This window comes from Nostoc sp. KVJ3 (assembly GCF_026127265.1).
Classification (GTDB): domain Bacteria; phylum Cyanobacteriota; class Cyanobacteriia; order Cyanobacteriales; family Nostocaceae; genus Nostoc.
In genome coordinates this window covers 2,978,621-3,004,386 of the sequence record NZ_WWFG01000001.1, presented here as the reverse complement: position 1 = coordinate 3,004,386, position 25,766 = coordinate 2,978,621, and the positions used below count along the sequence as shown (strand labels likewise).

Genomic DNA, 25,766 nt, shown 5'->3' with positions numbered 1-25,766 from the left:
GAGTTAAATGTAGGTGAATGGTGAATCTGACACGCATAAGGGAGTATAGTTTGTATAGTTAGTTTTTCGTTGAAATTTTTCGTTTGATACAAAGGAATTAAAAAATGTCTACAGATACTCACATAGTTGCTTACGTTCAAGAAAGTGATTTTGATAGTGTTTTAACAGAAAGTGAAGAAAAAGTCGTTGTTGTTGATTTTACTGCTACTTGGTGTGGCCCCTGTCGCTTGATCAGTCCATTAATGGAACAACTTGCCGAAGAATATAAAGGTCGCGCTAAAGTTGTTAAGGTAGACGTTGACAGCAATAAGCCAATTTTCAAAAAATTTGGACTTCGCAGTATTCCAGCAGTTTTAATTTTCAAAGAGGGTGTTTTAATAGAAACTATTGTCGGGGTTTCTCCTTACGAGCAGTTTAGCGAGGCTGTTCAAAAACTTGTAGCCGATGCCTAATAAGGGTAGTGATGTTTCAGGTGGTGTTTAAATCCCCAGAAGTTCCGAGTCTCGGACTTCTCACCACTTGAAGCATAATTCTAAGTTAGAAATTTTTAAGCCTTACCTTTTCGCCGATAATGTGCTTGAAGTAAACCACTAGAATATTGTTTTGAGTTAATCAGCTCCAATTTTTCTTCAGGGGTAGGCGGTGGGAAAAGCTGTATACCACCACCTAAGATAATTGGAATAGTTGAAATAATATATTCGTCAATCAAATTGTGCTGAAGAAACGAATTGATTAATGCTCCGCCACCAACTAGCCAGATATTTTCCAAACCTTGAGCCTCTATATTTGCTAAGGCGTTCTTTACTGGATCGGAAACAAATACAACATCTTCCCGATCGGATTGGAGGGGACGTTTGGTGAAAACAAATGATTTCTTCCCCGGATAAGGCCATTCATCAAAACCAAGCCCGACTTCGTAAGTATTGCTGCCCAAAACAATAGCATCAATAGATTCGTAAAAAGTAGTGTAACCGTAGTCTTCTCCTTCTACATCAAGGATTGATAACCATTCAATTCCGCCATCGCTGCGAGCAATATAGCCATCGAAACTAGCTGCAATGTAGAGTGTAACTTTCGTCATTTTACTTTCAATTAGTTACATTTTTTGATTGTGCGATTTAAACCGACCTGCAATAAATTCTCGCTTAGACAAATGCTTGGTATTGCGTTTAGTAACTCGCTCTCGCCACATTTGGAAACTAGATTCTTTCATTTCGCGCCTCATTAAGGCAATTACCTGTTTTTCCAGCAGCCCAAACTGAGCTTCAATAGCATCAAAAGATGTTCTATCTTCCCATGCCATTTCAATGATGCGATCGATGGTTTGTGAATCGAGGTTAGGTAGCTTCATTTCTTCGCTGGCAATTGGTAAATTCGAGTTAGGGATTTCCAAGGAATAAATTATCCCAAAAAACAAACCACAGAGGCGAGATTAAGAGGATTTTTGCGTCAGTTTTGGAAAATTTTTTTATTTGGAAGTCCCTTATATATTCTACTTTTCGTTTTAGTCTACTGCACCCAGTTGCAGGGCATAAAGATTGGCATAGACACCCTGTTGATCGATGAGTTCGGCATGAGTACCTTGCTCGACAATTTGTCCCTGCTCAATTACCAATACCTGATTTGCCTGAGTAACTGTACTAAGACGGTGGGCAATTACGAAACTGGTACGACCTTGCAGCAAACGTGCGATCGCAGTTTGTACTAGCGCTTCTGTACGCGTGTCAATGCTGCTGGTTGCCTCATCGAGAATCAAAATTCGGGGGTTAATCAACACCGCACGGGCAATACTGATCAATTGTCGCTGTCCCTGGCTCAGGGGCGCTCCCCGTTCACCCAATTGAGTTGTATAGCCGTGTGGTAGTGAGGTAATGAATTCATGGACATTTGCCAGTTGTGCCGCCCCTTCGATGTCTGCTTGGGTAGCATAGGGAACGCCAAAGGCAATGTTTTCGGCGACGGTGCCGGTGAACAGAATATTGTCTTGCAGAACGATACCAATTTGACGGCGCAGACTTGCTTGAGTAACACTACGCACATCAATATCATCAATTTTCACTGCACCGCTAGATACATCGTAGAAGCGCAAAATCAAGTTAATAATCGTACTTTTTCCTGAACCGGTTGCCCCTACTAATGCAACCATCTGCCCTGGATAGGCGTGCAAATTCACTCCTTTGAGAACCAATTGATCTGGGTTGTAGCCAAACTTGACATTCTCAAAAATGACTTCACCCTGGATCGGCGGCATTTCTGCTGCATCGGGTGCGTCTTTGAGTTCTGACGGTTCATCTAGTAATAAAAAGATTCGCTCTAATCCGGCGAAGGCAGATTGAGCTTGGGTGTAAAACTGGCTGAGAATCTGGATAGGGCGGAAGAACTGCTGGACGTAAAGTAAAAAGGATGTCACCACACCAACTGTTGCCTCTCCTGTCACCGCAAGATATCCACCATAGGCCAGCACACCTGCGGTTGCTAGTGTGTTGAGAAAATCGATGGAAGGTAAAAAGGCGGAAGTTATTGCTACAGCCTCGACGTTAGCATCACGATTGGCAGCATTGAGGACATCAAATTCTGCGATATTCATCTGTACCCGATTAAATGCCTGTGCTTCTCGCACGCTGACAATATCTTCTTCTAACTTGGCGGAAAGCTCCCCAATGGTCTGTCGGGTAACGCGAAACCTGGCTCTTGCCCAACGAGCAAACAAACTTGTGGTAAAAATCATCAGTGGCACAACCAGGTTGCTCAACAAACCAAGTTTCAGATTGATTGAGAGCATGGCAATGATTATACCGATCAAACTGAAAACGTTGCCTAGCATTTGGGCGATCGTCAGTCCAAAGGCCTGATTTACAGTATTGACATCATTCAGCAAGCGGCTCATTAAATCGCCCGCTTCGCTGCGATCGAAAAAGCTCAGGGGCAGACTTTGAATTTTAGTGAAAATATCTTGCCGGAGTTGGCCCAGCAATCGCTGCATAATCCAGCCGACTCGCACAATTTGACCCCGGATTGCCAAAACGCCAAGTCCGTAGTTCAGCGCTAGTAGCCCTAATAACAGTAAGAGTCCCTGCAAATTCCCTTGTTCAATTAGGTTATCAATCGACCAGCCGAGAAAAAACGGCCCTATTGCCTGAGTTACAGCACCAATAAATACTAATGTCAGGGCGATGGGAATTTCTTTGCGATAAAGTAGCAGGTATTGCAAAAAGCGCCGTAGGGTGGAGAGTTGCTGACTTGCGTTTTCCTCAGATGCAACAACGGGAATAGTGCCTCTCATAGCAATTTTGGATTTTAGATTTGGGATTTTGGATTACAAAGCTGTTATAAAAATCTTAAGCAATACTAATTATGTTAGTTTGGTATCATTTTTTTCTTTCGTCTTTACTTGAGATTCCAAAATTACCCCGTAGAGAGGGCTGGTTTCCATCAATTCTTCGTGAGTTCCTTGGGCGACCAATCGACCTTTATCCATGAGAAAAATGCGATCGGCATTCTTGACGGTACTAATACGTTGAGCGACGACAAAAGTTGTACAAGCTTTTTGGCGCATTAAACCATCTAGTTCAGCTTGAATCTGGGCAGCAGTTTTGGCATCGATAGCTGAGGTACTATCGTCCAAAATCAGAATGCTGTAATTGGTGAGTAAGGTACGAGCGATCGCAATTCTTTGTTTTTGTCCCCCAGATAAGCCTACGCCCCGTTCCCCGACAATTGTCTCGTAACCATCGGGTAGACCGATAATAAAATCGTGCATTTGTGCGCTTTTTGCAACCTCAATTACTTGCTCTAAGGTTGCATCAGGTTTGGCGTAGGCAATATTTTCGCGGAGTGTACCAGAAAAAAGGGTGGTTTCCTGAAACACAATGCCAATTCGCGATCGCAAGCTTTTGAGTGTGAAACTTTTGACATCTCGGCCGTCAATGCGAACTGCTCCCCTGTGGCATCATAAAAGCGGGGAATTAAGTTCATAATCGTGCTTTTCCCGGAACCAGTCATCCCTAAAACGGCGATTAGTTCGTTAGGTTTGGTTTCAAAGGAAACTTCTTTGAGAGTTTCGCTACTGGCTCCCGGATAGCGAAAGGAAACATTTTCAAAGGTGATTCTCCCGCCGCAAGTTTCAAATGGAACAGCACCGGGACAATCGTGGATCTCTACTTCTGCATCTACAACTTCATAGACTCGTTCAGCAGATGCGGCTGATTGAGCGATTGCGGGGGCTGCAAATCCAATTAATAAAATCGGTTGGAGAATAAATGCTAGGTAGGAGTTAAAGGCTACTAGTTCGCCAATGGAGAATTTACGCCCAATCACCTGCGCTCCCCCGTAGCCGAAAACTGCCAGTGTTACCAAGTTACTCAGTAAAAAGATAAACGGGAAAGTATTGTGGATGGCATGAATGGTCTTCATATTTGCCTTAATTAGACCATCATTTAAGGAGGTGTAACGCGATCGCTCGGTTGACTCGCGGACAAAGGCTTTTACTACCCGTATTCCTAACAAGTTCTCTTGCAATACAGCATTGAGGTTGCTCAGTTGCTCTTGTACTTGCCGAAAAAGTTTGTTATTTCGAGTGACGAATTGTGCCATTAACCATGCGGCGATCGGCACTACCGTTAGGGTAATCAGTGCTAGTTGCCAGTTCATCACTAGCAAAATCACTGCCATACTCACCAGTGTGACAATTCCACCAATGACCTGAATTAAGCTAGTGCCAATAAAGGTACGAATCTGCTCAATGTCGTTGGTGACACGGGTTAACAGTTGGGAAGTCTGCGATTGATCGTGATAGCTGAAACTGAGATTTTGAATTTTGCTAAAAATCTTGTTCCGCAGATCGTAAGCCACACCCTGAGAGACTGCTTCTGCCAAATAACTTTGGCCAAAGTTAAATAAACCACGAGCGATCGCAGCTAGTACCATCCAGGCGGCGCTATATAGCACTATTTGGAGGTTTTTTTCTTTGATACCCTCATCGATTCCCCAGCGAAATAATTGTGGGGTAACTGCGTTTGCGATCGTCAACATCAACAAGCTAACCAATGCTCCCAGCGAAGTCCATCGGTAAGTACTTAAACTCTTAAGCACACGCTGCATTGGCTGTATCGACGAACCTTCCTGAAGTTCTGATTGCTGAAGCACTGGAATTCACCCCTGTATCTTTGGAAAATTATCTCGCACTTTGATTGTAAAAAAAACAATCACTCAGTGGGTAATTAGGGACTTTCAAATAAAAAATATCCCAAAACTGACGCAAAAATCCTCTCTATTTCTCCTCTCTCCGTGTCGCGTCAGTTGCTACAAGTCGGGGAACCGCTGGCAACTCTATTGCCTCTGTGGTAGCCTACGGCAAGCCGCTTTGCGTCTACGTTTTTTGGATAATTTATTGGAAATCCCTTACTTCGCTTCGCTCGTAATGACGTAAAATCTTAGTCTGTGCGTAAATTCTGTATGTAAAGACCCCAGAAAACCAAATGTCATCGGATATCTCAACTCCTATCAGTCGCACAGCAAAGCCAAGTTCTGAGTTCTACTCTATTTTTTCTCAAGAAGAAGTTTTAGGGATAATTCATGCATTAGAAGTTAGACGAGAAATACCTCTAAAATATTCCTATAAAGGTAGAGGTGCAAAAATATGGGATGAATTTTATCTAAAATATATTGTTCCTAAATGGTATCGAAGGTCTAATGTAGAAATTGAACTTTTAAAAACTAACTTTCAATACCTTAATGGCAATATTCAAAGTGGCAAAAAAGTCAATATCGTAGATGTGGGCGCAGGAAATTCATATCCTGTAAAAGATTTTATTCAAAGACTTAACAAATTAAATAAGGTTAATAAATATATTGCCTTAGATATTAGCGAAGAATTGCTTTGTGTATCCAGAAATAATTTAAAAAAATGGTTCCCTCTAGTCAAGTTTATCAGTTCTACAATTGATATAGAAAATAGTTGTATACCCCGAAATCTATTTCAAAATCAAGCTAGTCTTGAAATTGACGACACAGCAAAAATATTTTTACATTTAGGGGTTACTATTGGGAACCATCAAAATAGAGACGAGGTATTCAAAAACTTTCGTGATAGCATGGAAAAAAATGATTTGCTAGTGTTCACTAATGAAATTGGCTGTAACTCTAAATGGGATGGAAATATCAGAGGTGGCTGCAAGTATCATGTAGAAGAAGTATATGGATGGGTAAAAAATAAAATTGGGATTAAATCAGAAGATTGTGAATTGGTGAGAAAATATGATTTAAAAACCGATAGTATAGTTGCTAATATGAGATTTCATCATGATTACACTATAAATTTCAGTCACATGGAGATAAATAAAAAGATTGAATTTTCTCAAGGTGAGGAAATTACTATTTGGCGACATCATAAATATGAAATACCTAAACTTTTACAAGAACTAGAACGTTCGGGATTACAACTTATTCACTATAGTACTGACAAATACAAATCACATATTATGGCAATTTGTAAAATTGCCGATAACTAACATTTGTTGAACTTCACAGTGTCTAGATCCCCGACTTCTTGAATAAGTCGGGGATCTAAATTTAAATTTTCACGAATGATTTAGGGATTTCCAACAAATAAATTAATAAAAATTAGATCGCTTGGTTTGTGTATGTATTAAATGTACATCAAACGCGGTCGAGGTTGAGGAATTGACCGACCTAAATCCTTAGCTGTTTCTATCCATTCCTGCATAACTAATTCTACATTATGCAAGGCTTCTTGATAAGTATCACCGTCAGCAGCACAGCCTGATAATTCTGGGACTTCTGCAATAAAGGCTCGATCTAATTCACTCCAATAGATAATAATTTCATAGCGAAACATCATTTTTACTTCCTAGCTTATATTTGAGAATCACCGCCCGAACTTGTTTAATTTGATAGCTTTTGGCTTTTCCTCTTTTATGTTGTAGGTTCAATATTTCTTGAACATCGGCTTTGAAAAAAATCCGATGATCGCCACGAATCCGTTCATCAAAGCCTAGTGTATATAATAGTTGCCACAGTTGGGCGAAAGGGATGTCTGTATCAGAAGTCCCAGAGAGAATTTTGTCTAAGATTTTGTCTTGCTGACTCACGTTTTTCTGACTGCTTTAATGTTTCTATAGTCTCATATTTATTTAAAATCAGGGTATACAAAAGCAAATTTATCTTTTTGCCCCTTGATTTGGATACAGCTCCAGTGATTTACTTTGTGCTTGTTATTTGGATGTTATAGCAATTTAGTATGAGGCTGCACTTAATAATTTATTAAACGAACCGCCAAGTACGCCAAGTACGCCAAGTGAGAAGGAGTAATCATTAAGTGTAAGTTTACAGAGAATTGGTGTTACAGATGCTTTGTCTGAAACGATATTTTGTATTAGGTTTAGGGTTGTGAATTCAGTTTTGACTATGGTAAAGTGCATCATTTTGCTTGATGTTGCGATCGCTGTCTATAAAAATAGACATCTGGTGAAATTAAATATGCGTTATCCAGAACCCTTGTAGAGACGTAGCACTACTACATATTTACATTCATTATCGGAGATGTCTAATAGAGAAATACGTTAGTCTAGCGGATGCGCCAGAAGGTATCGCCTGGTAAACAGGGCTTATTAAACTCAGCAATAACCGCCATGCTCAAATTTACAAGTGATATGGAGGACTACAGAGGGCAAATTGTTGAGATTGCTCATATTATAGGCTGAGGTATAAATCCATCTCAGTCGATCTTAATTACTGAGTAATAAATATTGCAATAGTATGAGAAACCAAATTCTAGGTGCAGCCGCATTTTTAACCATAATTAGTTTGACAACAAGCGTACAAGCAGCAAATTCTGAACACCTTAGACAGTTATTGGCAACCAAACAATGTCAAAACTGTGATTTGACTAATGCAGGTTTAGTAATGGCTGACTTATCTGGAGCCAATTTGAGCGGTGCTAATCTTACAGGTGCTAACCTCAGTCGGGCAAACTTGAGTGGCGCAGATTTCCGGGGCGCAAACTTAAGTGGCGCTAGTTTATTTGGTGTTAACCTGAGCGAAGCTAAATTTAGTGGGGCAAATTTGACGGGTGCTGATTTGCGAAATAGCTATCTAGCAAATGCAGAACTGACTGGTGCTTACTTAAATGGTGCTAACTTTCAAGGCGCAGTTGGTATACCATCAAAAATTGCTTCACCAGAAGAATTTTATGCTTGGGGTATAGCAGAAGGGCAAAAAGGCAACCAACAGCAAGCAATCAGTTATTTTAATCAAGCGATCGCTATTAAACCAGAATTTGCAGGTGCTTATTTAGCTCGTGGTGTCGCCCGTTACCAAATACTCGATAGACAAGGTGCATTCCAAGATGCCCAAGTTGCTGAAAAATTGTTTACATCCCAAAGTAATACCTCTGGAACACAAACAGCCCAGGCTTTTATAAAAGAACTGCAAACACCCGTAAATGAGCAGGTAAGCGTTGGTAAGCCCAGTTTCACTGACTTTTTGGGAGGTATTAGCTCACTTTTACTCCAGTTCTTCCCTTTTTGAGTGCAATATTTTTCAGGGGGAGAGTTGAAACAACAGAGGGATAATAACAGATGACAAATCACAAATAACAAATGACCTTATCTAACGAATTATGGGCAGCAAATCAAGACTTAGCCCAAGCTTGCCTAGAGCATCCTTTCGTTCTAGGCGTTGGTGATGGTACTCTTGAGCAAATAAAATTTGCTTACTACGTAGGGCAAGATGCTTTTTTCTTAGAAGCTTTTGCCCGTGCGTACAGTATCGCGGCAGCTAAAGCACCAGACTGGTTAGGTTTCACTACATTTCATAACTTAGCTAGTGGAGTTTTAGAAGAACTGCGACTGCATAGTGGCTATGCTTCTGGGTGGGGAGTCAATTTGCATTCTGTGGAACCAGGAGCCGCCACCCGCCGCTATACTGACTTTTTGTTAGCAACTGCTTGGAGTCAAGATGTAGGTTTAACTGCTACGGCGATGTCTCCGTGTATGCGTCTGTATGCTTTTTTGGGAGAACAATTAGCTGGTAACGGTATTCCTAATCATCAATATGCAGACTGGATTCATACTTACAGCAGCGCAGACTTTCAACCACTAACAAAACAATTAGAAAGCCTGGTTGACAATTATGCCACTAGCAATCCTGTTGTGCATTCAACCTACCGTTATGCTATGTTTTGTGAGCGCGACTTTTTTCAGGCTGCGTGGATTTTGGAGTAGATTTTACTCCAGTTCTTTCCTCTTTAGTATTTTTTTTTCAGGGGAGAGTTGAAGGAAATTATATCCAGTAAAGGTATTGTAATAAGAGCGATTACTGGATAAAACAAAAAATTTATATGACCTCAGTTTTTCCTCACAAAAAAGCCAAAGCCTTAAAACCTACTAGTCGCCGCCCTGCGAAAGAACTTTGTAGCGAGTGCGGACTATGTGATACATATTATATCCATTATGTCAAGGAAGCCTGTGCTTTTATTAATCAGCAAATAGGCGAACTGGAAGCAGAAACACACACGCGATCGCGCCATCTTGACAACCCTGATGAGTTATACTTTGGTGTCCATCAAGATATGATGGCAGCGCGAAAACAACAGCCCATCGAAGGCGCACAATGGACGGGTATAGTTAGCAGCATTGCCATTGAAATGCTCAATCGTGGCTTAGTTGAAGGTGTGGTTTGCGTACAGAACACCAAAGAAGACCGCTTTCAACCCATGCCCATCATTGCCCGAACTCCAGAAGAAATACTAGCAGCGCGAGTAAACAAACCAACTCTTTCGCCGAACCTTTCCGTATTGGAACAGATAGAAAAATCGGGGATGAAACGGCTATTGGTAATTGGTGTTGGTTGCCAAATCCAGGCGCTGCGAGCCGTAGAAAAACAACTTGGCTTAGAAAAGCTGTATGTTTTGGGTACACCCTGCGTAGACAATGTTAATCGCGCCGGACTGCAAAAATTCTTAGAAACCACCAGTCGATCGCCAGAGACGGTTGTACATTACGAATTCATGCAAGACTTCCGGGTTCACTTCAAACATGAGGATGGCTCATCAGAAACAGTGCCTTTCTTTGGTTTGAAGACTAACAAACTTAAAGATGTTTTTGCCCCATCTTGTATGAGTTGCTTTGATTACGTCAACTCCCTAGCCGATTTGGTTGTCGGCTACATGGGCGCACCCTTCGGTTGGCAATGGATTGTCGTTAGAAATGACACTGGTAAGGAAATGCTGGATTTGGTGAAAGACCAGTTAGACACTCAACCAGTGACATCTAAAGGCGATCGCAAGGAAGCTGTACAGCAAAGCATTCCCGCTTACGATAAAGGTGTTACCCTCCCCATGTGGGCAGCCAAACTCATGGGTGTGGTTATTGAAAAAATCGGCCCCAAGGGTTTGGAATATGCGCGATTTTCCATTGATTCTCACTTTACTCGGAATTATTTGTATGTAAAGCGAAATCATCCAGAGAAATTAGAAGCGCACGTTCCAGAGTTTGCCAAGCGTATTGTTGGGCAGTATAAGTTACCAGAATAAACATTGGGAATTAGGAATTGGGCATTGGGCAAAAGAGTTCTGAGTTAAGAGTTATTCTCCCTCATCTCCCCCTGCCCCTGCCTAGGCTGTTGACTCTATGCTTTTTTAGGAGTTAAAAAATCATGCAAAATATATGTCATTGCGAGCGAAGCGAAGCAATCCCAGGCGATTGCTTCGCTTCGCTCGCAATGACACAAAAATAACATGAACCAAAAAACCCTAAATTAAATCAAAGTCAACAGCCTAGCCCCTGCCCCCTGCCCCCTGCCCCCTGCCCCCATCTCCCCACTCCCTATTCACTTATAGCTACTAGCTTGACGAGTAAACATCAGGTGATACTGTCCGCCTAGTGCGATGAGTTCGTCATGAGTGCCTACTTCAATAATTTGACCGTGTTCTAGAACTACTACTCGATCTGCTAGTTTTGCTAAGGCGAGGCGATGGCTGACTACAACGGCTATTCTTCCCTGGGACAGGGTACGTAAAATATTGTAAATCTCGTGTTCTGTCTTTGGGTCAAGATTTGCTGTTGGCTCATCAAGGATGAGTAGTTCGGCTGGAGACAGTCGCAGCAATGCACGAGCGATCGCTAATCTCTGCCATTGTCCCCCTGATAAATCGATACCGCCTTCTAGCTGTTTGCCTAAAAGGGTTTCTAAACCACGATCTAGCTTCTCAATGACTCTTGACAAACCAGCCTCAGCGATCGCTTCCGTAATCGCTTCGTCATCCTGCATTTTCGCTAAATTCCCAAAGGCAACATTTTCGCGGACGGTAGTCGGAAAACGAGCGTAATCTTGCATAACGACATCAATGCGCGATCGCAATTCTTCTAACGGGAGCGATCGTAAATCTTGCCCATTCCAAATAATCGCACCTTGGCTAGGGTCATAGAGGCGACATAATAATTTTGCTAAGGTAGTCTTGCCAGCACCATTTTCACCCACCAGTACAATCATCTCGTTAGGATGAATTTTCAGATTGATGTTTTTCAGGATGGGGTGTTGTTTACCGCCGTAAGCATCGCTATTGGGATAGGTAAAGGATAGATTTTTGATGTCAATACCTGTCTGCGATGCTTCACCTGATAAACTTTGCCGATTCCCATTTTTTTGAAAGTTCTGATTGTTAACAGCCGATTCCCTAATTTCTCCCCATGACTCTGGATGAGAACGGGATAATTGCGGCTCTAATTCCAAAAGTTGGAAAATGGGCGTTGTTGCGAGTGCAATATCATACAACTCTGACCCACCAGACATCAAATTCTCCAAACTTCGACGCACTTCTAAAATTACCCCAGTGTAAAGCGCCAAATCCCCTAAAGTATGGGTTCCACTTAGCACTCCCTGAACTACGTATATATAAGGCAACGCAAAGCCGAAGCCACTGAATAAAGACCAACCAATAACTGCCGTTGTCCCCCGACGGCGAATCTGTTCCATTGCTCTAAAAATTGTCCGGTAAAGTCCGTGCCAACGTTCTAGTAGTAAAGGTTGCAAGCTAAATAGGCGTATTTCTTTGGCGTATGTCTCCCCAGTTAAAACCGTTTTATATAAGTTCATTTCCCGAAGAACACTTGCTTGGGTTTTTTCTACCCTCCAAACTTGCTTACGGTATTTCCTTTCTACATACATAGCAGGGGTAGCGCAGCTAAACAAAATAAGTGGTATCCACCAAGCAAGGGACACCGAAAGCAATATAGCTGGAATGAAGATAAAAATTCCCTCTAACATCGTCACCAGCCTCAGACAAAGCTCTGGAAGTCGTTGTACTCCCTTTTCGGTCAATTGCAGTAAATTGAGCAAATCGGGTGTTTCAAACAGGGCAATATCTTCAAAAGTGGCAACCTTCTCAATTACTTGTCCTTGGATAAAGCCTGTAATCCGATCGCGCAGGGAAGTATATACAAAGCTGTTGATGCTAGTGACTGCATCACTTACCAAATTTACCAGCAGTGAACCTGCAATACTGGAGAGTAATAGCGGTTGAGAAAGGATCAGAGCGATTGCATTCTGCGTTGTTTCTGTACTCAATAAGCGGGTAATTTCATCAATGATCGTCTTGTTAAGCCAAATAGCGATCGCTGGCCCAGCACCGCCCAATAATGTCAAAATTGTCACATAGCGTAGCTCCTTGGGAACTACCTTGATCACCGTTGTCACACTCCGGTGAAATGCTTGGAATGGAGAAATTTCAATTATTTGCATATATTTTAAAGTATAAAATAATAGCAAAATTATCAGACCGACGTTGTGATTTCAATTTCAATCAGTAGGGAGCGATCGCACTGATATCAAGCTATTAGCGATCGTACGAGTGAGAGAAAATTTGGATATTGGACGATAGTTTTCCGAAATTGACCGCCTAAGTTTGGTAGTTATTACCAGAACACTGATTTATAAAGAACTTCTATAACTAGCCTTGGGGAAATATGACCCCACAAAAACCTGGTCTTCATGACCGGGTTTTTTGGCATAGGATAGATACTGATATGGTGAATTAAAGCAAAGACTAATACCTCTAGCCCTCAATGATGTCGGGGCAATTCATAAATTGCCTCTACCTGAAAATAAGTATTTCGGCTATTGTTTGCATAAGTCCTGGTTAAATTTGAAATTATAAAAACTGGTAGCTCAGGGCTGATAACTAAACTATGAGTGAAGCCTTATTCTGTATCGAAAACTTAAAAGTTGCCTATCCTCGGCGGAGTGGAGAACAAGCAAGCTGGGCAGTTGATGATGTATCTTTCACTTTGCAACCAGGTGAAAGAATGGGATTGGTAGGAGAATCGGGTTGTGGGAAGTCAACCATCGGACGCGCAGTAATGCGTTTATTACCAGCCTCTAGCCAGATTGAGGGACGGGTGACATTTCAAGGAAAGTCAGTTTTGGACTTGATGCCTAACCAGTTACGAAAATTTCGGGGAGAAGCGATCGCTTTAATTTTTCAAGATCCCATGACACGCCTCGATCCTTTGATGACTATTGGTAAGCATTGTATCGAAACCCTTCAGGCGCACTCACCAGGATTATCCAAGCGGGAAGCCAAAGAAAAAGCACTTGCTACCTTGGCGAAGGTGAATATTCCGGCTAGTCGCTGGAATCAGTATCCTCATGAGTTTAGCGGAGGAATGCGCCAACGAGTTGCGATCGCTTTAGCTTTACTCCTCAATCCCAAGTTAATTGTTGCCGATGAACCCACCACCAGCTTAGATGTCACCGTTTCCGCGCAGATATTGCAAGAATTAACTCGCTTGTGCGGTGAAGAAAATATGGGATTGTTGCTGATTTCTCACGATTTAGCAATGGTGGCTGAGTATTGCGATCGCATTGGCGTAATGTACAACGGCAAGATGGTGGAAATGGGTTCTACGGAAACCGTATTTAGACACCCTCAACATGAATATACGCGATCGCTCTTAAAAGCAGCTTTACATATTCAAGCAGTAAATGATGATGGAGAGTTGATAATTGCCAATGATGAAGACAAGCAATTACCGATTATTAATCATAAATCCCCAATTTTGAGTGTTACAGAACTCAAGCAATACTACACCATAGAACCTAATTTAATTGAGCGATTGTTTAAGGCAGAAGCGCAAACAATTAAAGCAGTAGATGGGATTAACTTGGATCTTTATCCAGGAGAAATTCTCGGCTTAGTTGGAGAATCTGGTTGTGGAAAAAGTACACTATCACGGACAATCTTGCAACTAATTCGCCCCACCAGTGGTAAAGTTAAGTTTTTAGGACAGGATTTAACTACACTATCGCGTCAAGAGATTCGTTCCTCACGGCGACAAATCCAAATGGTTTTTCAAGATCCCCATGCTTGTCTCAATCCAGCGATGACAGTGGGGCAAAGTATCGCCGATCCTTTATTCATCCACAATTTAGCCGATCCTGTGAAGGCAAAAGAACAGGTTTTGTGGATGCTACAGAAAGTTGGATTAACACCGCCAGAAGTGTATTATGAGCGTTATCCGTCGGATTTGTCTGGTGGACAACAACAAAGAGTTGCGATCGCTCGTGCTTTGATTACTCACCCGAAGCTTCTAATTTGCGATGAACCAGTGAGCATGTTAGACGCTAGCGTGCAGTCGCAAGTACTAGATTTAATGTTGCAATTAAAAGAAGAATTTGAGTTAACTTATCTGTTCATCACCCACGATCTTTGGTTAGCTCGATTTTTGTGCGATCGCATAGCCGTGATGAATGGCGGTAAAATTGTCGAACTCGGTCTGACAAAAAATATTTTTGCTAATCCTCAGCACCCTTATACCAAAACATTACTAGCTGCTGCTCCCTTACTAGCACGCGCTTAACGAAATAAAATGAGGATGCGATCGCTCTTTACCAAAATCTCAAGTTGCACGATTACTTAAGCGTGGCGAGGTGGCTCGCACCCATCCACGCTTAAGCAGCGACTAATCTAGTGTTCTATTTGCGTACTAGGTTGAGCAGTTCTTTAGGAGAAGCAAGCAAGTCAATCGCAACAAAGAAAATTTTGCCTTGGGGATCTAGCAAAAATCGCCATGCAATATTCATCCCCACACTTGCACCAAACCAGGGGGTTTGGACTTTGCCGGTGACTTTAACTTGGGTATAGCCATCTTCTACTGGCTCGGCAATACCACGCTCTGGGATCATCTTTAATCCCTGGCATTCTTCACGCATATAAGCGCGGATTGCCTCTTGACCAATAATCGGTCTTTCAAAGGGAGGTTGCAAAGCACCTTCAGAGGTAAACAAACTAACCGCAGCATCAAAGTCATTGGCATTCATGTTATTGATATAGCCAAGAACTGTAGGGTTGTTGATACCTTCAATAGTGACTTTAGTCCGAAACGCTGGTGCAGTGGGAGGAGCCACAGGTTCTGAGACTTTTTTGTAACTACCGGGGGCGTTCGGGTCAAATCCCATACTAACTACAGTGTTGCGAAGAATTGTGATTTGTTGACCTGAATCAGCATTGCGAATTGCTTGTAATACATCAGCAGCATCAGGAGAAAGTTTGTAACCTTCTGGAATCGGAGCAACGATTCCCTGGGCCATCCATTCTCCTAATTGATACCAAAAGCCTAACTTGATGTTGACGGTGAAGGATGCATAAGAACGACACAGAGGAGTATCAGCACGGTTAGCTAAATCGTACATAACTCGTGTTTGAGCGTCGAAAGGCATCTGCTTAATTTGTTCGAGTAAGCCTTGTGCGAGTATCATGTTGGCTGCTCCAGGAGCCGCAACTGTAATACTTCTACCCATTTCGGTATAGGCAAACCAGAGTAATGCTAGTTGATCTTCAGCATTGAGTTGAGAGAATGATTCGACAACTGTTGGAACAAGGTCAGCAACTAGCGTGCCGGGAAAAATACTTTGAGCCGACTTGATGGTAAAAGACATAGCAGATATTCCCAAAAGAAAATTACAGTTTTATCGAAATGTGAAAAACCAAATGTGCAAAGACGGATGGGAAATGCGTTTAAACGACTTGTTGCCGTTAAGTTTGGATACTTGGCAAAGCACATTACAGGATCAACTGCACAGTTATTTAGAAAACCTTGAACAACAGTGGTTTAACGCATTGATGCTACTTTTATTTCTATATGTAAAGAAACATAACAAGTTCGTTACAAATAAGCAATACTTCTTCAGTCATACTTTGATAATTTTTGCTTATGAAAATGATAAGTTTTATTGAAGTTAAATTAGATGCAATTGGTGCTTTTATGTGCATCTCTTTTCAAGAGCGATCGCAATTAAAATATTTTTGTCCGACTATTTGTAAATAGAGACTTTTAGGACTTACGCAAAAACCCTCTCAAACTCTCATTTCTCTGTTACTTCTGCGTTCTCTGTGGTTCGTTTTCCATTACCCATACTTTTATATACACGCAACAATCCAAGATTCTCTAAGAGTGTTCCAAAAATTGAAGAAGGCAGAGGGCAGAGGGCAGAAGGAACTTTTTCGTTGGGGATTCAGACCCCAACCAATTGTAAGCACCGTATAGACGGTGGGGTTTTATACCCTTGTTCGGTTCGGTCACAGGCAGAGGGAGGAGGCAGTATTCCCTTCTGCCTTCTGCCTCCTGCCCTCTGCCTTTCTTGATAAATGATCCAAAACCCGTCATTGCGAGCGAAGCAATCGCAGCCTTTGGGATTGCTTCGCTTCTCTACGAGACGCTTCGCGAACGCTCGCAATGACAATTGAGTATTTTTTTACTTGGAGTACTCTAAGTGTCTAGTACGGCTCTTACTACCAATTTTGTCGTGTCAAGTAGTTGCAAAAAATATTTACAATAGTTAATATTCATTTACAGATAGCAAAAACAAAAAATAAAAAATGACAAATAGAGGCTTTACCATTAACGAACGCGGTCAACTCAACAGATTTGCGATTGAACCCAAGGTTTATGTTGAGGAAAACCTACACATAGGCTTCACCGAATATGCTGAAAAACTCAATGGTCGTTTGGCAATGATTGGTTTCATCTCATACATAGTTTTGGAAGTTTTCACCGGACACAGTTTGATTGGGTGGCTAACCAGCTTTTAGAGAAGACACTTCAGATTTACAAATTTTCTCCAGTTGACAAATAAAACAATTTAGAGGCAAACTTATGAGAACTGATTTTGATTACCCTAGAAAAGATTTGATTGGAGCAGTAGTTTTTAGACCTGATTTCAACAACTTTGAGGCCATCAATGCAAATCAAGCATGGTCATTGTTTTTCAGTGCCGGTCAAGATGACAAGGTATTGGGGCAAGAAATTGAATTCGGTAGGTTTTTTACTAATCTCTTAATCGCTATTGGAGTAACTGGAATTCTTTGGGGGATTTACTTCAGTCAATTAGGATGAACAATTTAGTTCATGTCTAGTATGTGGTAATTTCAATAGAGGTCTTGGCTTTGAATACCAGGACTTCTTTTCAGTTTTCAATCCGTCTAAAAAACTCTGTTTAGCTTTGGAAAAAATTCGATGTTGATTGGATTTATAAAGCTTCCCAATTTGTCACGGTATTGTGGATACATGGGCTTAGAAGTAGCAGAAATTGTTTCTAAACATCTTGCAGTTCAAAGTAAAACCTACATAATTCAAAATAGAAGGATATTGATAAATCAACTTTTAAAGTCTGGTCTAGATTCTCATACAGCAAATCGAACTATTACTGTACTTATATCAAGCCCGGTTTTAGAATTAACTAATAAAAACCAGTGCGCCTTTATGAGTGCTGAGTTAGGAGTTAGGAGTTAAGAGTTAGGAGAGACGCAATTAATCGCGTCTGTACTCTAGGAGAGACGCGATTAATTGCATACAGGAGTTATATCATGTCCGCCAAATTACCCATAATAAAAGAACCCCACCCCCAACCCCTCCCCGCTTGCGGGGAGGGGTTGGGGGTGGGGTTCTTCGGGTTTAATAAGCAATCAAGCGGACATGATATTAGGAGTTTTTACAATATTGTTCGCTTCAAGCAAGAGACGCGATTAATCGCCGTCTTTACAATAATCAGTCCTTCATCCTGACGGAGATTTATCGCGGATTTGGGATCTATATATTTTCATTAAATAACCTTAACTAAACTATCTTGGGAGTTATTATTCTCATTTTCTCCTTTGTATCAGTTTTCCCAAGTCTCCAAATTCAACGTAAACAACGAATTGCTTCTAATAAACCTCTAGCTTTATTTAGCGTCTCTTCATATTCTTTTTCTGGCTCAGAATCAGCTACTAAACCTGCACCTGCTTGCACACTAACTGTCTGATTATGTACTACCATTGTGCGAATTGCGATCGCAGTATTTAATTGTCCTTCAAAATCGTAATATCCATAGACACCAGAGTAAACACCGCGACGGCTAGACTCTAACTCGTGAACAATTTCCATCGCCCGGATTTTTGGTGCGCCGCTTACCGTACCTGCTGGGAAGCAAGCTTTCAATAAATCCCATGCTGTTTTATCAAGTGCTAATTTCCCCACAACATTGCTAACAATGTGCATGACATGGGAATAGCGCTCAACTACCATTAATTCATCAACTTTAACACTACCATTTTGACAAACCCGCCCCAAATCATTCCGCCCTAAATCTACAAGCATCACGTGTTCAGCGACTTCCTTGGGATCTTCAAGTAACTCTTGAGCGTAGGCTGCATCTTCCTGGGTAGTTTTCCCCCGTGGACGTGTCCCAGCAATTGGGCGCACTGTTGCGATAACTCCACCATCTGGATCGGTTTCGGCTTTCACCATCACTTCCGGGCTAGAACCGATAATTTGCCAATTTTGGAAGTTAAAGTAAGCCATGTAAGGCGAAGGATTTATCTGACGTAGGGAGCGGTAAAGGGCAAAGGGATCGCCTGTATATGTTGTTGATAGTCGCTGAGAAATTACTACTTGGAAGATATCACCTGCTTTGATGTAGTCTTTGGCCTTTTGGACGCTGGCACAAAAATCAGGGCGGGTGAAATTACTGTTGTACTCCTCTGTACTTCCACTTTTATGCTCCTCTGCGCCCCTACTTCCTGGCGGTTTCCATTCCAATCGAGTTTTTTCGGGGGATAGGGGGAGAGATAGCTTTTCCAGCATTTGGGTGACGCGATCGCCCGCTTGTTGATAGGCTGCGTGTAAATCTACATTGGGGTTGCGTAAATCAGCATAAGCGATCGCCCAAATTTTCCGCTTTACCTGGTCAAAAATCAATAGATGGTCTACCTGCATCCACAACCCATCAGGGATATTTCGTTCATCTGGTGGATAGATTGGCACGCGCGGCTCAATCCAGTTAATCAATTCATAGCCCCAGAACCCAAACAACCCCCCAATTCCTGGCGGTAGCTGAGGTAACTTGACTGGGTGATAAGGTGCTAAACATTCGGCTAAAGTTGTAAAAGGGTCGCCGGCAAAAACGACCTGCGAGCCATCGCGATTTAATTGGGTGGTGCGATCGCCCCTTGCTTCCAAAACCCAAAGGGGATCGCAACCCACTAAACTATAACGACCTAGTTTTTCTCCACCTTCTATGGATTCCAACAAAAAGCTGTAGGGCTGACCTGCACAAACTTTATACCAAGCAGATACGGGCGTATCTAAATCCGCTACCCATTCTTGATATACAGGCACAAAGTTGCCTTGTTGAGCTAGTTGGGAAAATTCAGAGAAATCGGGGAATACCATAGATAGCTAAGAGGGTGGGCATGGGGCATTGGGAATTGGGCATTGGGAATGAAGAAGAGACAAGGGAGACAAGGAAGAGGGGGGAGAGGGAGAGACTTGTTTAATAATTCCCCCTTGTCTCCCTTGTCTTCCTTGTTCCACAGCTAAGAGTTCCCTTGCTTCTTCCCCAGTCCCTAGTCCCTATGCGTCGTGGGTAGCTTTACCACTGAACTTGAGTTGTGATGGATTGGGGTTTTGCCCAATGCTGCGTGGGACGTAACGCACTTTTTCACGACCTTCATTTACTTTTTCGGGGAAGACACCATCAGCTGGGTGAATTAAGGTAGTTTCTCCGTTGGGTAGAATCCGGTAAATTTTGTAGTTGGTGATTTTGAATTTACGGAGTTGACCACCTAAAGCGATCCCTTGTTCTTTCCGAGCTAAGTACAACAGGTTTTCACCTTTGCGTGCAGTAGCAGCACCACCAGTAGGCAATTCAAATACTTGCTCTTGTGGGCTAGTCCAAGTGATAGCGTACTTTTCTTCCACTTTTGCTTTATTTAGCAAGCCACCAGTGCTGCCAGCAAATAGCGGGGTTTGTCCAGAGAGTGTTTCTGCCATAAAGATGATTCTCTCAATGTTTTTAGGGAATCCTAACATCGCAACCAGGATCATATTGCGATCGCGTTATAGACTGTAACAGTTTTTAGTCATTTGTCCTTTTTTCTTTGTCATTTGTTAAAACCCATGCCCCATGCCCCATATCCAATTCCTATTTACTCTTGACTTTTATCCGCTTTTCCTCGTGGCTATTTTGAACAATGGGGATGGTGAAGTGAAACTGACTACCCTGGTCTTTGCCGGTTGACTCTGCCCAAATTTCTCCACCCCAGCCATTCACAATTTGACGACAAATAGCTAAACCAAGTCCAGTTCCGCCAGTAGTCCGGCGTAGCGCTCCCTCTTCTTGATAGAAGCGGTCAAAAACGACTTCTAAACGATTTGGTTCAATGCCGCGTCCAGTGTCAGCCACAGTTACCTCGACCATTTGATGGCTGTTGGAAATCGCTTTAATAGTGATTTCTCCTTGGGGTGGCGTAAATTTACAAGCGTTGTCCATGAGTTTTGCTAGTACCTCTACTAGCCAATCACCATCAGCCCTTACTAGAGGTAGATTTTCGGCAATTTGAGTCTTGATTTGGGGGGGCTTTTCTGTTGAAGAACGGGTGCGGTTACGGCTGAGTGCTAAATCCACGCACTCTTGTAAAGTCAGGGATTCTGGATGCCATTGCACTCGACCGCTTTCCAAATTAGAAAGTGTGAGGAAATCTTGTACCAATTTTCGCATCCGTTCTGAGTCGGAAAGGGCAGTGTTGAGCATAATTTGCTGCAACTCTAAGGGCATATCCGGCTCACTAGCGAGACTTTCTAGACATACTTGAATGGTGGATAGGGGGGTACGCAGTTCGTGTCCAGTGATGGCTATCAGGTTGCTGCGGGTGCGGTCTAGGGCTTCTAGCTGTTGGTTAAGTTCTTCTAGGTTAGCGTAGGCTTCCGCTTGGATGAGAGCCGCTCCGACTTGAGTAGCGATCGCTTCTACCAAATCCAACTCCCCTGGTTGGCACTCGTGCGGCGGCATCCGGCAGTAGTGCAACTCCACAATGCCCAATAATCGCCCTTGATAAAATACTGGTTCCATCAGCCAAGAACGAATGGCAAACTTTTTGGCAATCAAAGAAAGTCCTGGCGAATTGTTAACACGGGGGTCATTCAGGGTATCGCTAATACAAACCCCTTCACCTTGTTCCACTATGTCCTGAAATAGGGAATTTTTCTCTAATTCCCAGGTTTGCCCACGAACCGATAAAATACCGGGATTCAAAAACTCGTGTTCAATGATGGCTTGGCTATCTGTGGCTTGAGCGCGGTAAATTAGACAGCGACAAGCTTCTAGGTGTTGTCCTAATTCTTGTGCTGCCACCTGGAGAACTTCATGAGGATCGAGCGATCGCCGAATAGCAGTACTAATGGAGTTGACTAATCGTTCTTTTCGTGCTTGGGCAGCAATGGAACGGTAGGCTTTGTGCAGTTTGTACTGACTAGCTTGCAAATAAGTTACTAAGCGCTGTACAAAGGGATCTGTATCAATGTCACAAGCATATTCATTCACCTGTTCTGCTCCAGAAAGGCTTCGCGGCTGTCCGATGCCAAACCTCTGACGGGCCTCCTCAATTTTACTGGCCAGTTCTGGTCTGTAAACCAAAATCCTGTCTAACAGCAATTCGGCAGCTTTGAGGCTAACTCCCCTTTCTGATGTCCAAATTCCCTCAAATCTTCGCGCTGTGTCTATATCCAGATTCGGGCTTAGTTCTGGTAGTTGCTTGTTTTTAGCAATAGAACCAAGGCTTTCTCGGCAAACTAGACAAGTTGCATAATTGTCAGCAATCACTACCAAATGCCACTCATGACTTAAGCCGTCCTTTGGCTCAAAAGCAACCTTTTCGTAGTGTTCCGAACTGTTGGTGAAATCCGTTTCTGGGGCAGATAACACGTATATTTGATTACTCCGCAAGGCAAGTCGCTGATAGCGATGAGCTTCTTGGCGGTAGAATCGCTCTCGCTGAAAACTAGCAATTACAAGGGGTTGGGCTAAAGTCCCAGCCAAAACTTGATCTTCCATCGCGTGGGAAAGCGCCGTTAGTGAAGCCTTAAAATATAGCTGGGGCCGCAAGTATGGTAGGGACTTTAGCAGATCACTCAGCACAGAAGTCGAAATGCTCATGAATTATTGTTAAACGCTCAACCTCGATCAGATCCACGTCACAGCTGCATTGTACAAATTCCAAGGGACTCTCAAGTTAAATAGAGAGTTGCAATATGTAAAGAACGCTAAAAAGCGCTTTCCGCCAAAACAGGCGCAACATTTTGTTACCAAATTGATTTGTTAATTGACAACCTACTACGCCCAATATACATTCTTGACTAACTTTTGAAATATGCTTGCACAGTTAAAATCTTTCCATACTAAGTACTAAGTAATTAATTAGTGTAATTTTTTAACTTTATTTTTGTTGGCAACCACTGAATAATTGAGCCTAATGCTTTGGTGTAGCTCGTCCTAGACATTGCCCATTTGAGATTCATACCCACTAAATAAATTTTCTTACCCAAAAACAATTACTACCGTATAATTCAATACGTAATTATTGATGAAAATAATCAGCAATCATAAATTTGTCTAATTAAACACCACAGATATTCAAGACAAAATCATATAATAGTTTAGAGAAGAAATACTATAGCGGTTCCCATCGAAATGTGGTGCAACATCATCTCGTAAGGTGTAAGGGTAATTCATGAATTGCCCCTACGGGTGTACCTCACATAAATGAGAACCGCTATATCTTTACCCAACAAGAACAGGGAATTTCGCATTTTTGCGGATTATATATGTCTTGTATCTTGAGAAAAGTTAACGACTAGAGAATTATCTAAAAGTCCCAGCTTCCAGTATTGAGTTTAGACTTATACAATATAAATTTATCAATATTTACTTATATGGATTTGAGGGCTGCTATTTTGTCAGCAGTACGTAAAAATTATTTTGGCTAGAATGGCTCAAACAAGTTTTTAGAGAGCGGATTTTTTCTCCAAATACCACAAAATCTACAACCAGTACACGGAACTTTGGCTAATGACACCGGATACGCTAATGACCCCGGAAAAAATTTTCCTGGATGGAAAAACTTTTATTCCTGCCGAACAATTACCTATCCCGGAGTGGCCTTGTGTTGTGAGTGAAAGATCGCAACCGACACTGACGGTTAAAGATGATGATTTGTTTTTTGTGACAGATACTATCGGGAATATTTCTGGCTGTTCCCTCAACGATGGTAATCCCAGTATGGGGCTGTTTTGTTGTGATACGAGATTTCTGAATCGCTTGGAGTTGCAAATTGAAGGGCGATCGCCAGTACTCCTGAGTAGTACTGCCGAAAAAGGGTTTTCTCTCTCAGCTTTGTGTACCAACCCCAGAATTGACGAACGTCTCAGAGCCGAAACGATCGGAATTCGGCGAGAAATAGTCCTCAATGGCGCTCTATTTGAAGAAATAGAGATATCTAACTACAGTACAACAACTGTAAATTTTGAACTAAGCCTCAGCTTCGATGCAGATTTTGTTGATTTATTTGAAGTCCGGGGTTATGACAGAGAAAAACGAGGTAGGCTTTTACGGCTAGTAGAACCGACGATTGAAGAAGGAATTGTCGATGGGGTTTCACCAGTACCCAAAGACCCATCAACTTTTAAGGAAGAATGCTTAACACTTGCCTATCAAGGTTTGGATGGCTCGGTGATGGAATCCCGTGTTTTATTCCAGCATCGGCAACCAGACTATTTCAAAGGGTACACTGCGGTTTGGCAGCTAGAGTTGGCTTCTCACGAAACCCAAAAGCTGGGTTATCGGGTGAATATGTTAAAAAACAACCAATCCAGTTCAACTGTAAGTGCCGCCACTACATTAGGACAGGCGAAAGCTGCTGAGTTGATGGAGGAGCAAAACTGGTTACAGCAAATTACCCGCATTAGCTCAGATAAAAGCACATTCAATCGAGTGATTGAGCGAGCCGAGCAAGATATGTATTTGTTGGGCCAATCCTTTGGTAAGCATAAGACTGTTTCGGCTGGAGTTCCGTGGTTTTCGACATTATTTGGTCGGGATTCGCTGGTTACAGCCTCTCAAACCTTGATGTTAAACTCGCAAATCGCCAAAGAAACCCTGATATTACTGGCGACATATCAAGGCAAAATAGACGACGAATGGCGTGAAGAAGAACCAGGTAAAATTCTGCACGAGTTACGTTTGGGAGAAATGGCTCGTTGTCAAGAAATTCCCCATACACCATACTATGGTACTGTTGATGCCACTCCCCTGTGGCTAATGCTGTATGCCGAACATTATGCTTGGACTCACGATCAAGAACTCCTAGAGCTACTTTGGCCAAATGCTCTAGCAGCAATGGAGTGGATCGATCGCAATACCCAACAAACCAGTTACCTCAGCTACTTCCGTAAATCTAAACGCGGTCTGGTTAACCAAGGTTGGAAAGACTCTGGTGACTGCATTGTAGACCACAAGGGAGAATTAGCTAACGGCCCAATTGCTCTTTGTGAGGTGCAAGCTTATGTCTATGCTGCAAAAATGCGCCTTGCAGAAATAGCGAGGATGAAAAAGCGGCTTGATTTGGCAGATCGTTGGCAAGAAGAGGCTAGAAGTCTGAAGGTTCGTTTTAATCGAGATTTTTGGGTAGAAGACCAGGATTTTTGCGCCTTGGCTTTAGATGGAGATGGCAAACCCGTAGACAGTATTACCTCAAATCCCGGTCATTGTTTGCATTTGGGTCTTTTCACGCACGAAAGAGCTTATAGTGTAGCAGAACGGTTGCGAGCGCCAGATATGTTTAATGGTTGGGGCATTCGTACCCTAAGTAGTTCGTCACCCGCTTACAATCCAATGGGCTATCACACTGGTTCAGTTTGGCCCCATGATAACGCTCTGATTGCAATGGGATTGCGATCGCTCGGTCTAATCGATCAAGCCCTAGAAATTTTTCAAGGTTTATTCGACATGACTAGTCGGCAGCCTTATGAACGTCCTCCAGAACTTTTCTGCGGTTATGAACGGAACGGTGATAATGCCCCTGTGCAGTATCCAGTCGCCTGTACTCCCCAAGCTTGGGCTACTGGTAGTATCTTCCAACTGCTGCAAATGATGGTCAACTTGGTGCCTGATGCTCAAAATAACTGTTTGCGAATAATTGACCCTGCTTTGCCAGAATCGATTAATCGCCTGTCATTTCATAATTTGCGAGTCGGCCCCACCATCCTCGATTTAGAATTCGAGCGTTCTGGGACTACGACTGCTTGTCGCGTTGCCAAAAAACGGGGTAATTTGCGGGTAGTTATTGAAGCGTAGAAAGAGTAGGGAGTGGTAAACCATCCACTCCCAATTTTATGATGAGTGCGACGCCGAATAGCCCGTCGTAGACATTCCTTGGT

The 25,766-nt window shown here is 42.5% G+C and carries 20 protein-coding genes and 1 pseudogene; 10 read left to right on the top strand and 11 right to left on the bottom strand.

All coding sequences use genetic code 11. From position 1 onward, the window contains the following. Positions 1–104: 104 nt before the first annotated feature. Positions 105–452, top strand: a complete 348-nt coding sequence (gene trxA / locus GTQ43_RS11745) for a thioredoxin (RefSeq protein ID WP_265272783.1) — start codon at positions 105–107, stop codon at positions 450–452. Between the two features lie 95 nt (positions 453–547). Here trxA and GTQ43_RS11740 read toward each other — a convergent pair whose 3' ends face one another. From GTQ43_RS11740 to GTQ43_RS11725, 4 genes and pseudogenes are all read right to left on the bottom strand, one after another. Further along, complete coding sequence (locus GTQ43_RS11740) at positions 548–1,081, bottom strand: dihydrofolate reductase family protein (RefSeq protein ID WP_265272782.1); 534 nt, start codon at positions 1,079–1,081, stop codon at positions 548–550. 15 nt (positions 1,082–1,096) lie between these two features. Beyond that, entirely contained in the window at positions 1,097–1,351 is a 255-nt protein-coding gene (locus GTQ43_RS11735) for a TIGR03643 family protein (protein WP_265273738.1), read from the bottom strand. Between the two features lie 153 nt (positions 1,352–1,504). Next, positions 1,505–3,283 (bottom strand): ABC transporter ATP-binding protein, encoded by a 1,779-nt coding sequence (locus tag GTQ43_RS11730; protein ID WP_265272781.1) that lies wholly within the window; start codon positions 3,281–3,283, stop codon positions 1,505–1,507. A 69-nt stretch (positions 3,284–3,352) separates the two neighbouring features. Then, a pseudogene (locus GTQ43_RS11725) lies at positions 3,353–5,145 on the bottom strand (ABC transporter ATP-binding protein). 332 nt (positions 5,146–5,477) lie between these two features. Between GTQ43_RS11725 and GTQ43_RS11720 the strand changes: the two are divergent. Then, a complete protein-coding gene (locus GTQ43_RS11720) occupies positions 5,478–6,509 on the top strand; it encodes an L-histidine N(alpha)-methyltransferase (RefSeq protein ID WP_265272780.1) in 1,032 nt (343 codons plus the stop codon). Positions 6,510–6,646: 137 nt separating this feature from the next. Here the strand turns inward: GTQ43_RS11720 and GTQ43_RS11715 are convergent, their stop codons facing one another. Together GTQ43_RS11715 and GTQ43_RS11710 are read right to left on the bottom strand one after the other, a co-directional pair. Continuing rightward, entirely contained in the window at positions 6,647–6,859 is a 213-nt protein-coding gene (locus tag GTQ43_RS11715) for a type II toxin-antitoxin system HicB family antitoxin (RefSeq protein ID WP_265272779.1), read from the bottom strand. Then, complete coding sequence (locus GTQ43_RS11710) at positions 6,843–7,109, bottom strand: type II toxin-antitoxin system HicA family toxin (RefSeq protein ID WP_265272778.1); 267 nt, start codon at positions 7,107–7,109, stop codon at positions 6,843–6,845. The genes GTQ43_RS11715 and GTQ43_RS11710 overlap by 17 nt, the downstream gene beginning before the upstream one ends. A gap of 667 nt (positions 7,110–7,776) precedes the next feature. Between GTQ43_RS11710 and GTQ43_RS11705 the strand changes: the two genes are divergently transcribed. The 3 genes from GTQ43_RS11705 (at position 7,777) to GTQ43_RS11695 (ending at position 10,552) form a co-directional block, all read left to right on the top strand. Continuing rightward, the gene (locus GTQ43_RS11705; RefSeq protein WP_265272777.1) at positions 7,777–8,547 is read left to right on the top strand and encodes a pentapeptide repeat-containing protein; all 771 of its coding nucleotides are present in this window, start codon (positions 7,777–7,779) and stop codon (positions 8,545–8,547) included. A gap of 71 nt (positions 8,548–8,618) precedes the next feature. Then, positions 8,619–9,242, top strand: coding sequence for a TenA family protein (locus GTQ43_RS11700; RefSeq protein ID WP_265272776.1), 624 nt, complete (start codon positions 8,619–8,621; stop codon positions 9,240–9,242). A 116-nt stretch (positions 9,243–9,358) separates the two neighbouring features. Continuing rightward, positions 9,359–10,552 (top strand): Coenzyme F420 hydrogenase/dehydrogenase, beta subunit C-terminal domain, encoded by a 1,194-nt coding sequence (locus GTQ43_RS11695; RefSeq protein WP_265272775.1) that lies wholly within the window; start codon positions 9,359–9,361, stop codon positions 10,550–10,552. A gap of 296 nt (positions 10,553–10,848) precedes the next feature. Here the strand turns inward: GTQ43_RS11695 and GTQ43_RS11690 are convergent, their stop codons facing one another. Beyond that, a complete protein-coding gene (locus GTQ43_RS11690) occupies positions 10,849–12,759 on the bottom strand; it encodes an ABC transporter ATP-binding protein (RefSeq protein WP_265272774.1) in 1,911 nt (636 codons plus the stop codon). A 446-nt stretch (positions 12,760–13,205) separates the two neighbouring features. Here GTQ43_RS11690 and GTQ43_RS11685 point away from each other — a divergent pair, with 446 nt between their 5' ends. Further along, entirely contained in the window at positions 13,206–14,876 is a 1,671-nt protein-coding gene (locus tag GTQ43_RS11685; protein WP_265272773.1) for a dipeptide ABC transporter ATP-binding protein, read from the top strand. A 115-nt stretch (positions 14,877–14,991) separates the two neighbouring features. Here the strand turns inward: GTQ43_RS11685 and GTQ43_RS11680 are convergent, their stop codons facing one another. After that, positions 14,992–15,954, bottom strand: coding sequence for an orange carotenoid-binding protein (locus GTQ43_RS11680; RefSeq protein ID WP_265272772.1), 963 nt, complete (start codon positions 15,952–15,954; stop codon positions 14,992–14,994). Between GTQ43_RS11680 and GTQ43_RS11675 the strand changes: the two genes are divergently transcribed. The 3 genes from GTQ43_RS11675 (at position 15,941) to GTQ43_RS11665 (ending at position 17,411) form a co-directional block, all read left to right on the top strand. Further along, on the top strand, positions 15,941–16,252 hold the full coding sequence (locus GTQ43_RS11675; RefSeq protein WP_265272771.1) for a hypothetical protein: 312 nt from the start codon (positions 15,941–15,943) through the stop codon (positions 16,250–16,252). The genes GTQ43_RS11680 and GTQ43_RS11675 overlap by 14 nt on opposite strands. Positions 16,253–16,894: 642 nt before the next feature. After that, entirely contained in the window at positions 16,895–17,107 is a 213-nt protein-coding gene (locus GTQ43_RS11670) for a chlorophyll a/b-binding protein (protein WP_265272770.1), read from the top strand. A 64-nt stretch (positions 17,108–17,171) separates the two neighbouring features. Beyond that, on the top strand, positions 17,172–17,411 hold the full coding sequence (locus tag GTQ43_RS11665; protein ID WP_265272769.1) for a hypothetical protein: 240 nt from the start codon (positions 17,172–17,174) through the stop codon (positions 17,409–17,411). A gap of 786 nt (positions 17,412–18,197) precedes the next feature. On the opposite strand, the gene trpE is transcribed toward GTQ43_RS11665, so the two are convergent. From trpE to GTQ43_RS11650, 3 genes are all read right to left on the bottom strand, one after another. Further along, a complete protein-coding gene (gene trpE / locus GTQ43_RS11660) occupies positions 18,198–19,727 on the bottom strand; it encodes an anthranilate synthase component I (protein WP_265272768.1) in 1,530 nt (509 codons plus the stop codon). A 180-nt stretch (positions 19,728–19,907) separates the two neighbouring features. Then, positions 19,908–20,327: a photosystem I reaction center subunit II PsaD gene (locus tag GTQ43_RS11655; protein WP_265272767.1), complete on the bottom strand. Its 420-nt coding sequence runs from the start codon at positions 20,325–20,327 to the stop codon at positions 19,908–19,910. A 151-nt stretch (positions 20,328–20,478) separates the two neighbouring features. Then, on the bottom strand, positions 20,479–22,488 hold the full coding sequence (locus tag GTQ43_RS11650; RefSeq protein WP_265272766.1) for a DICT sensory domain-containing protein: 2,010 nt from the start codon (positions 22,486–22,488) through the stop codon (positions 20,479–20,481). Between the two features lie 912 nt (positions 22,489–23,400). On the opposite strand from GTQ43_RS11650, the gene GTQ43_RS11645 reads away from it, so the two are divergent. Then, the gene (locus tag GTQ43_RS11645; protein ID WP_265272765.1) at positions 23,401–25,683 is read left to right on the top strand and encodes an amylo-alpha-1,6-glucosidase; all 2,283 of its coding nucleotides are present in this window, start codon (positions 23,401–23,403) and stop codon (positions 25,681–25,683) included. Positions 25,684–25,766: the final 83 nt, after the last annotated feature.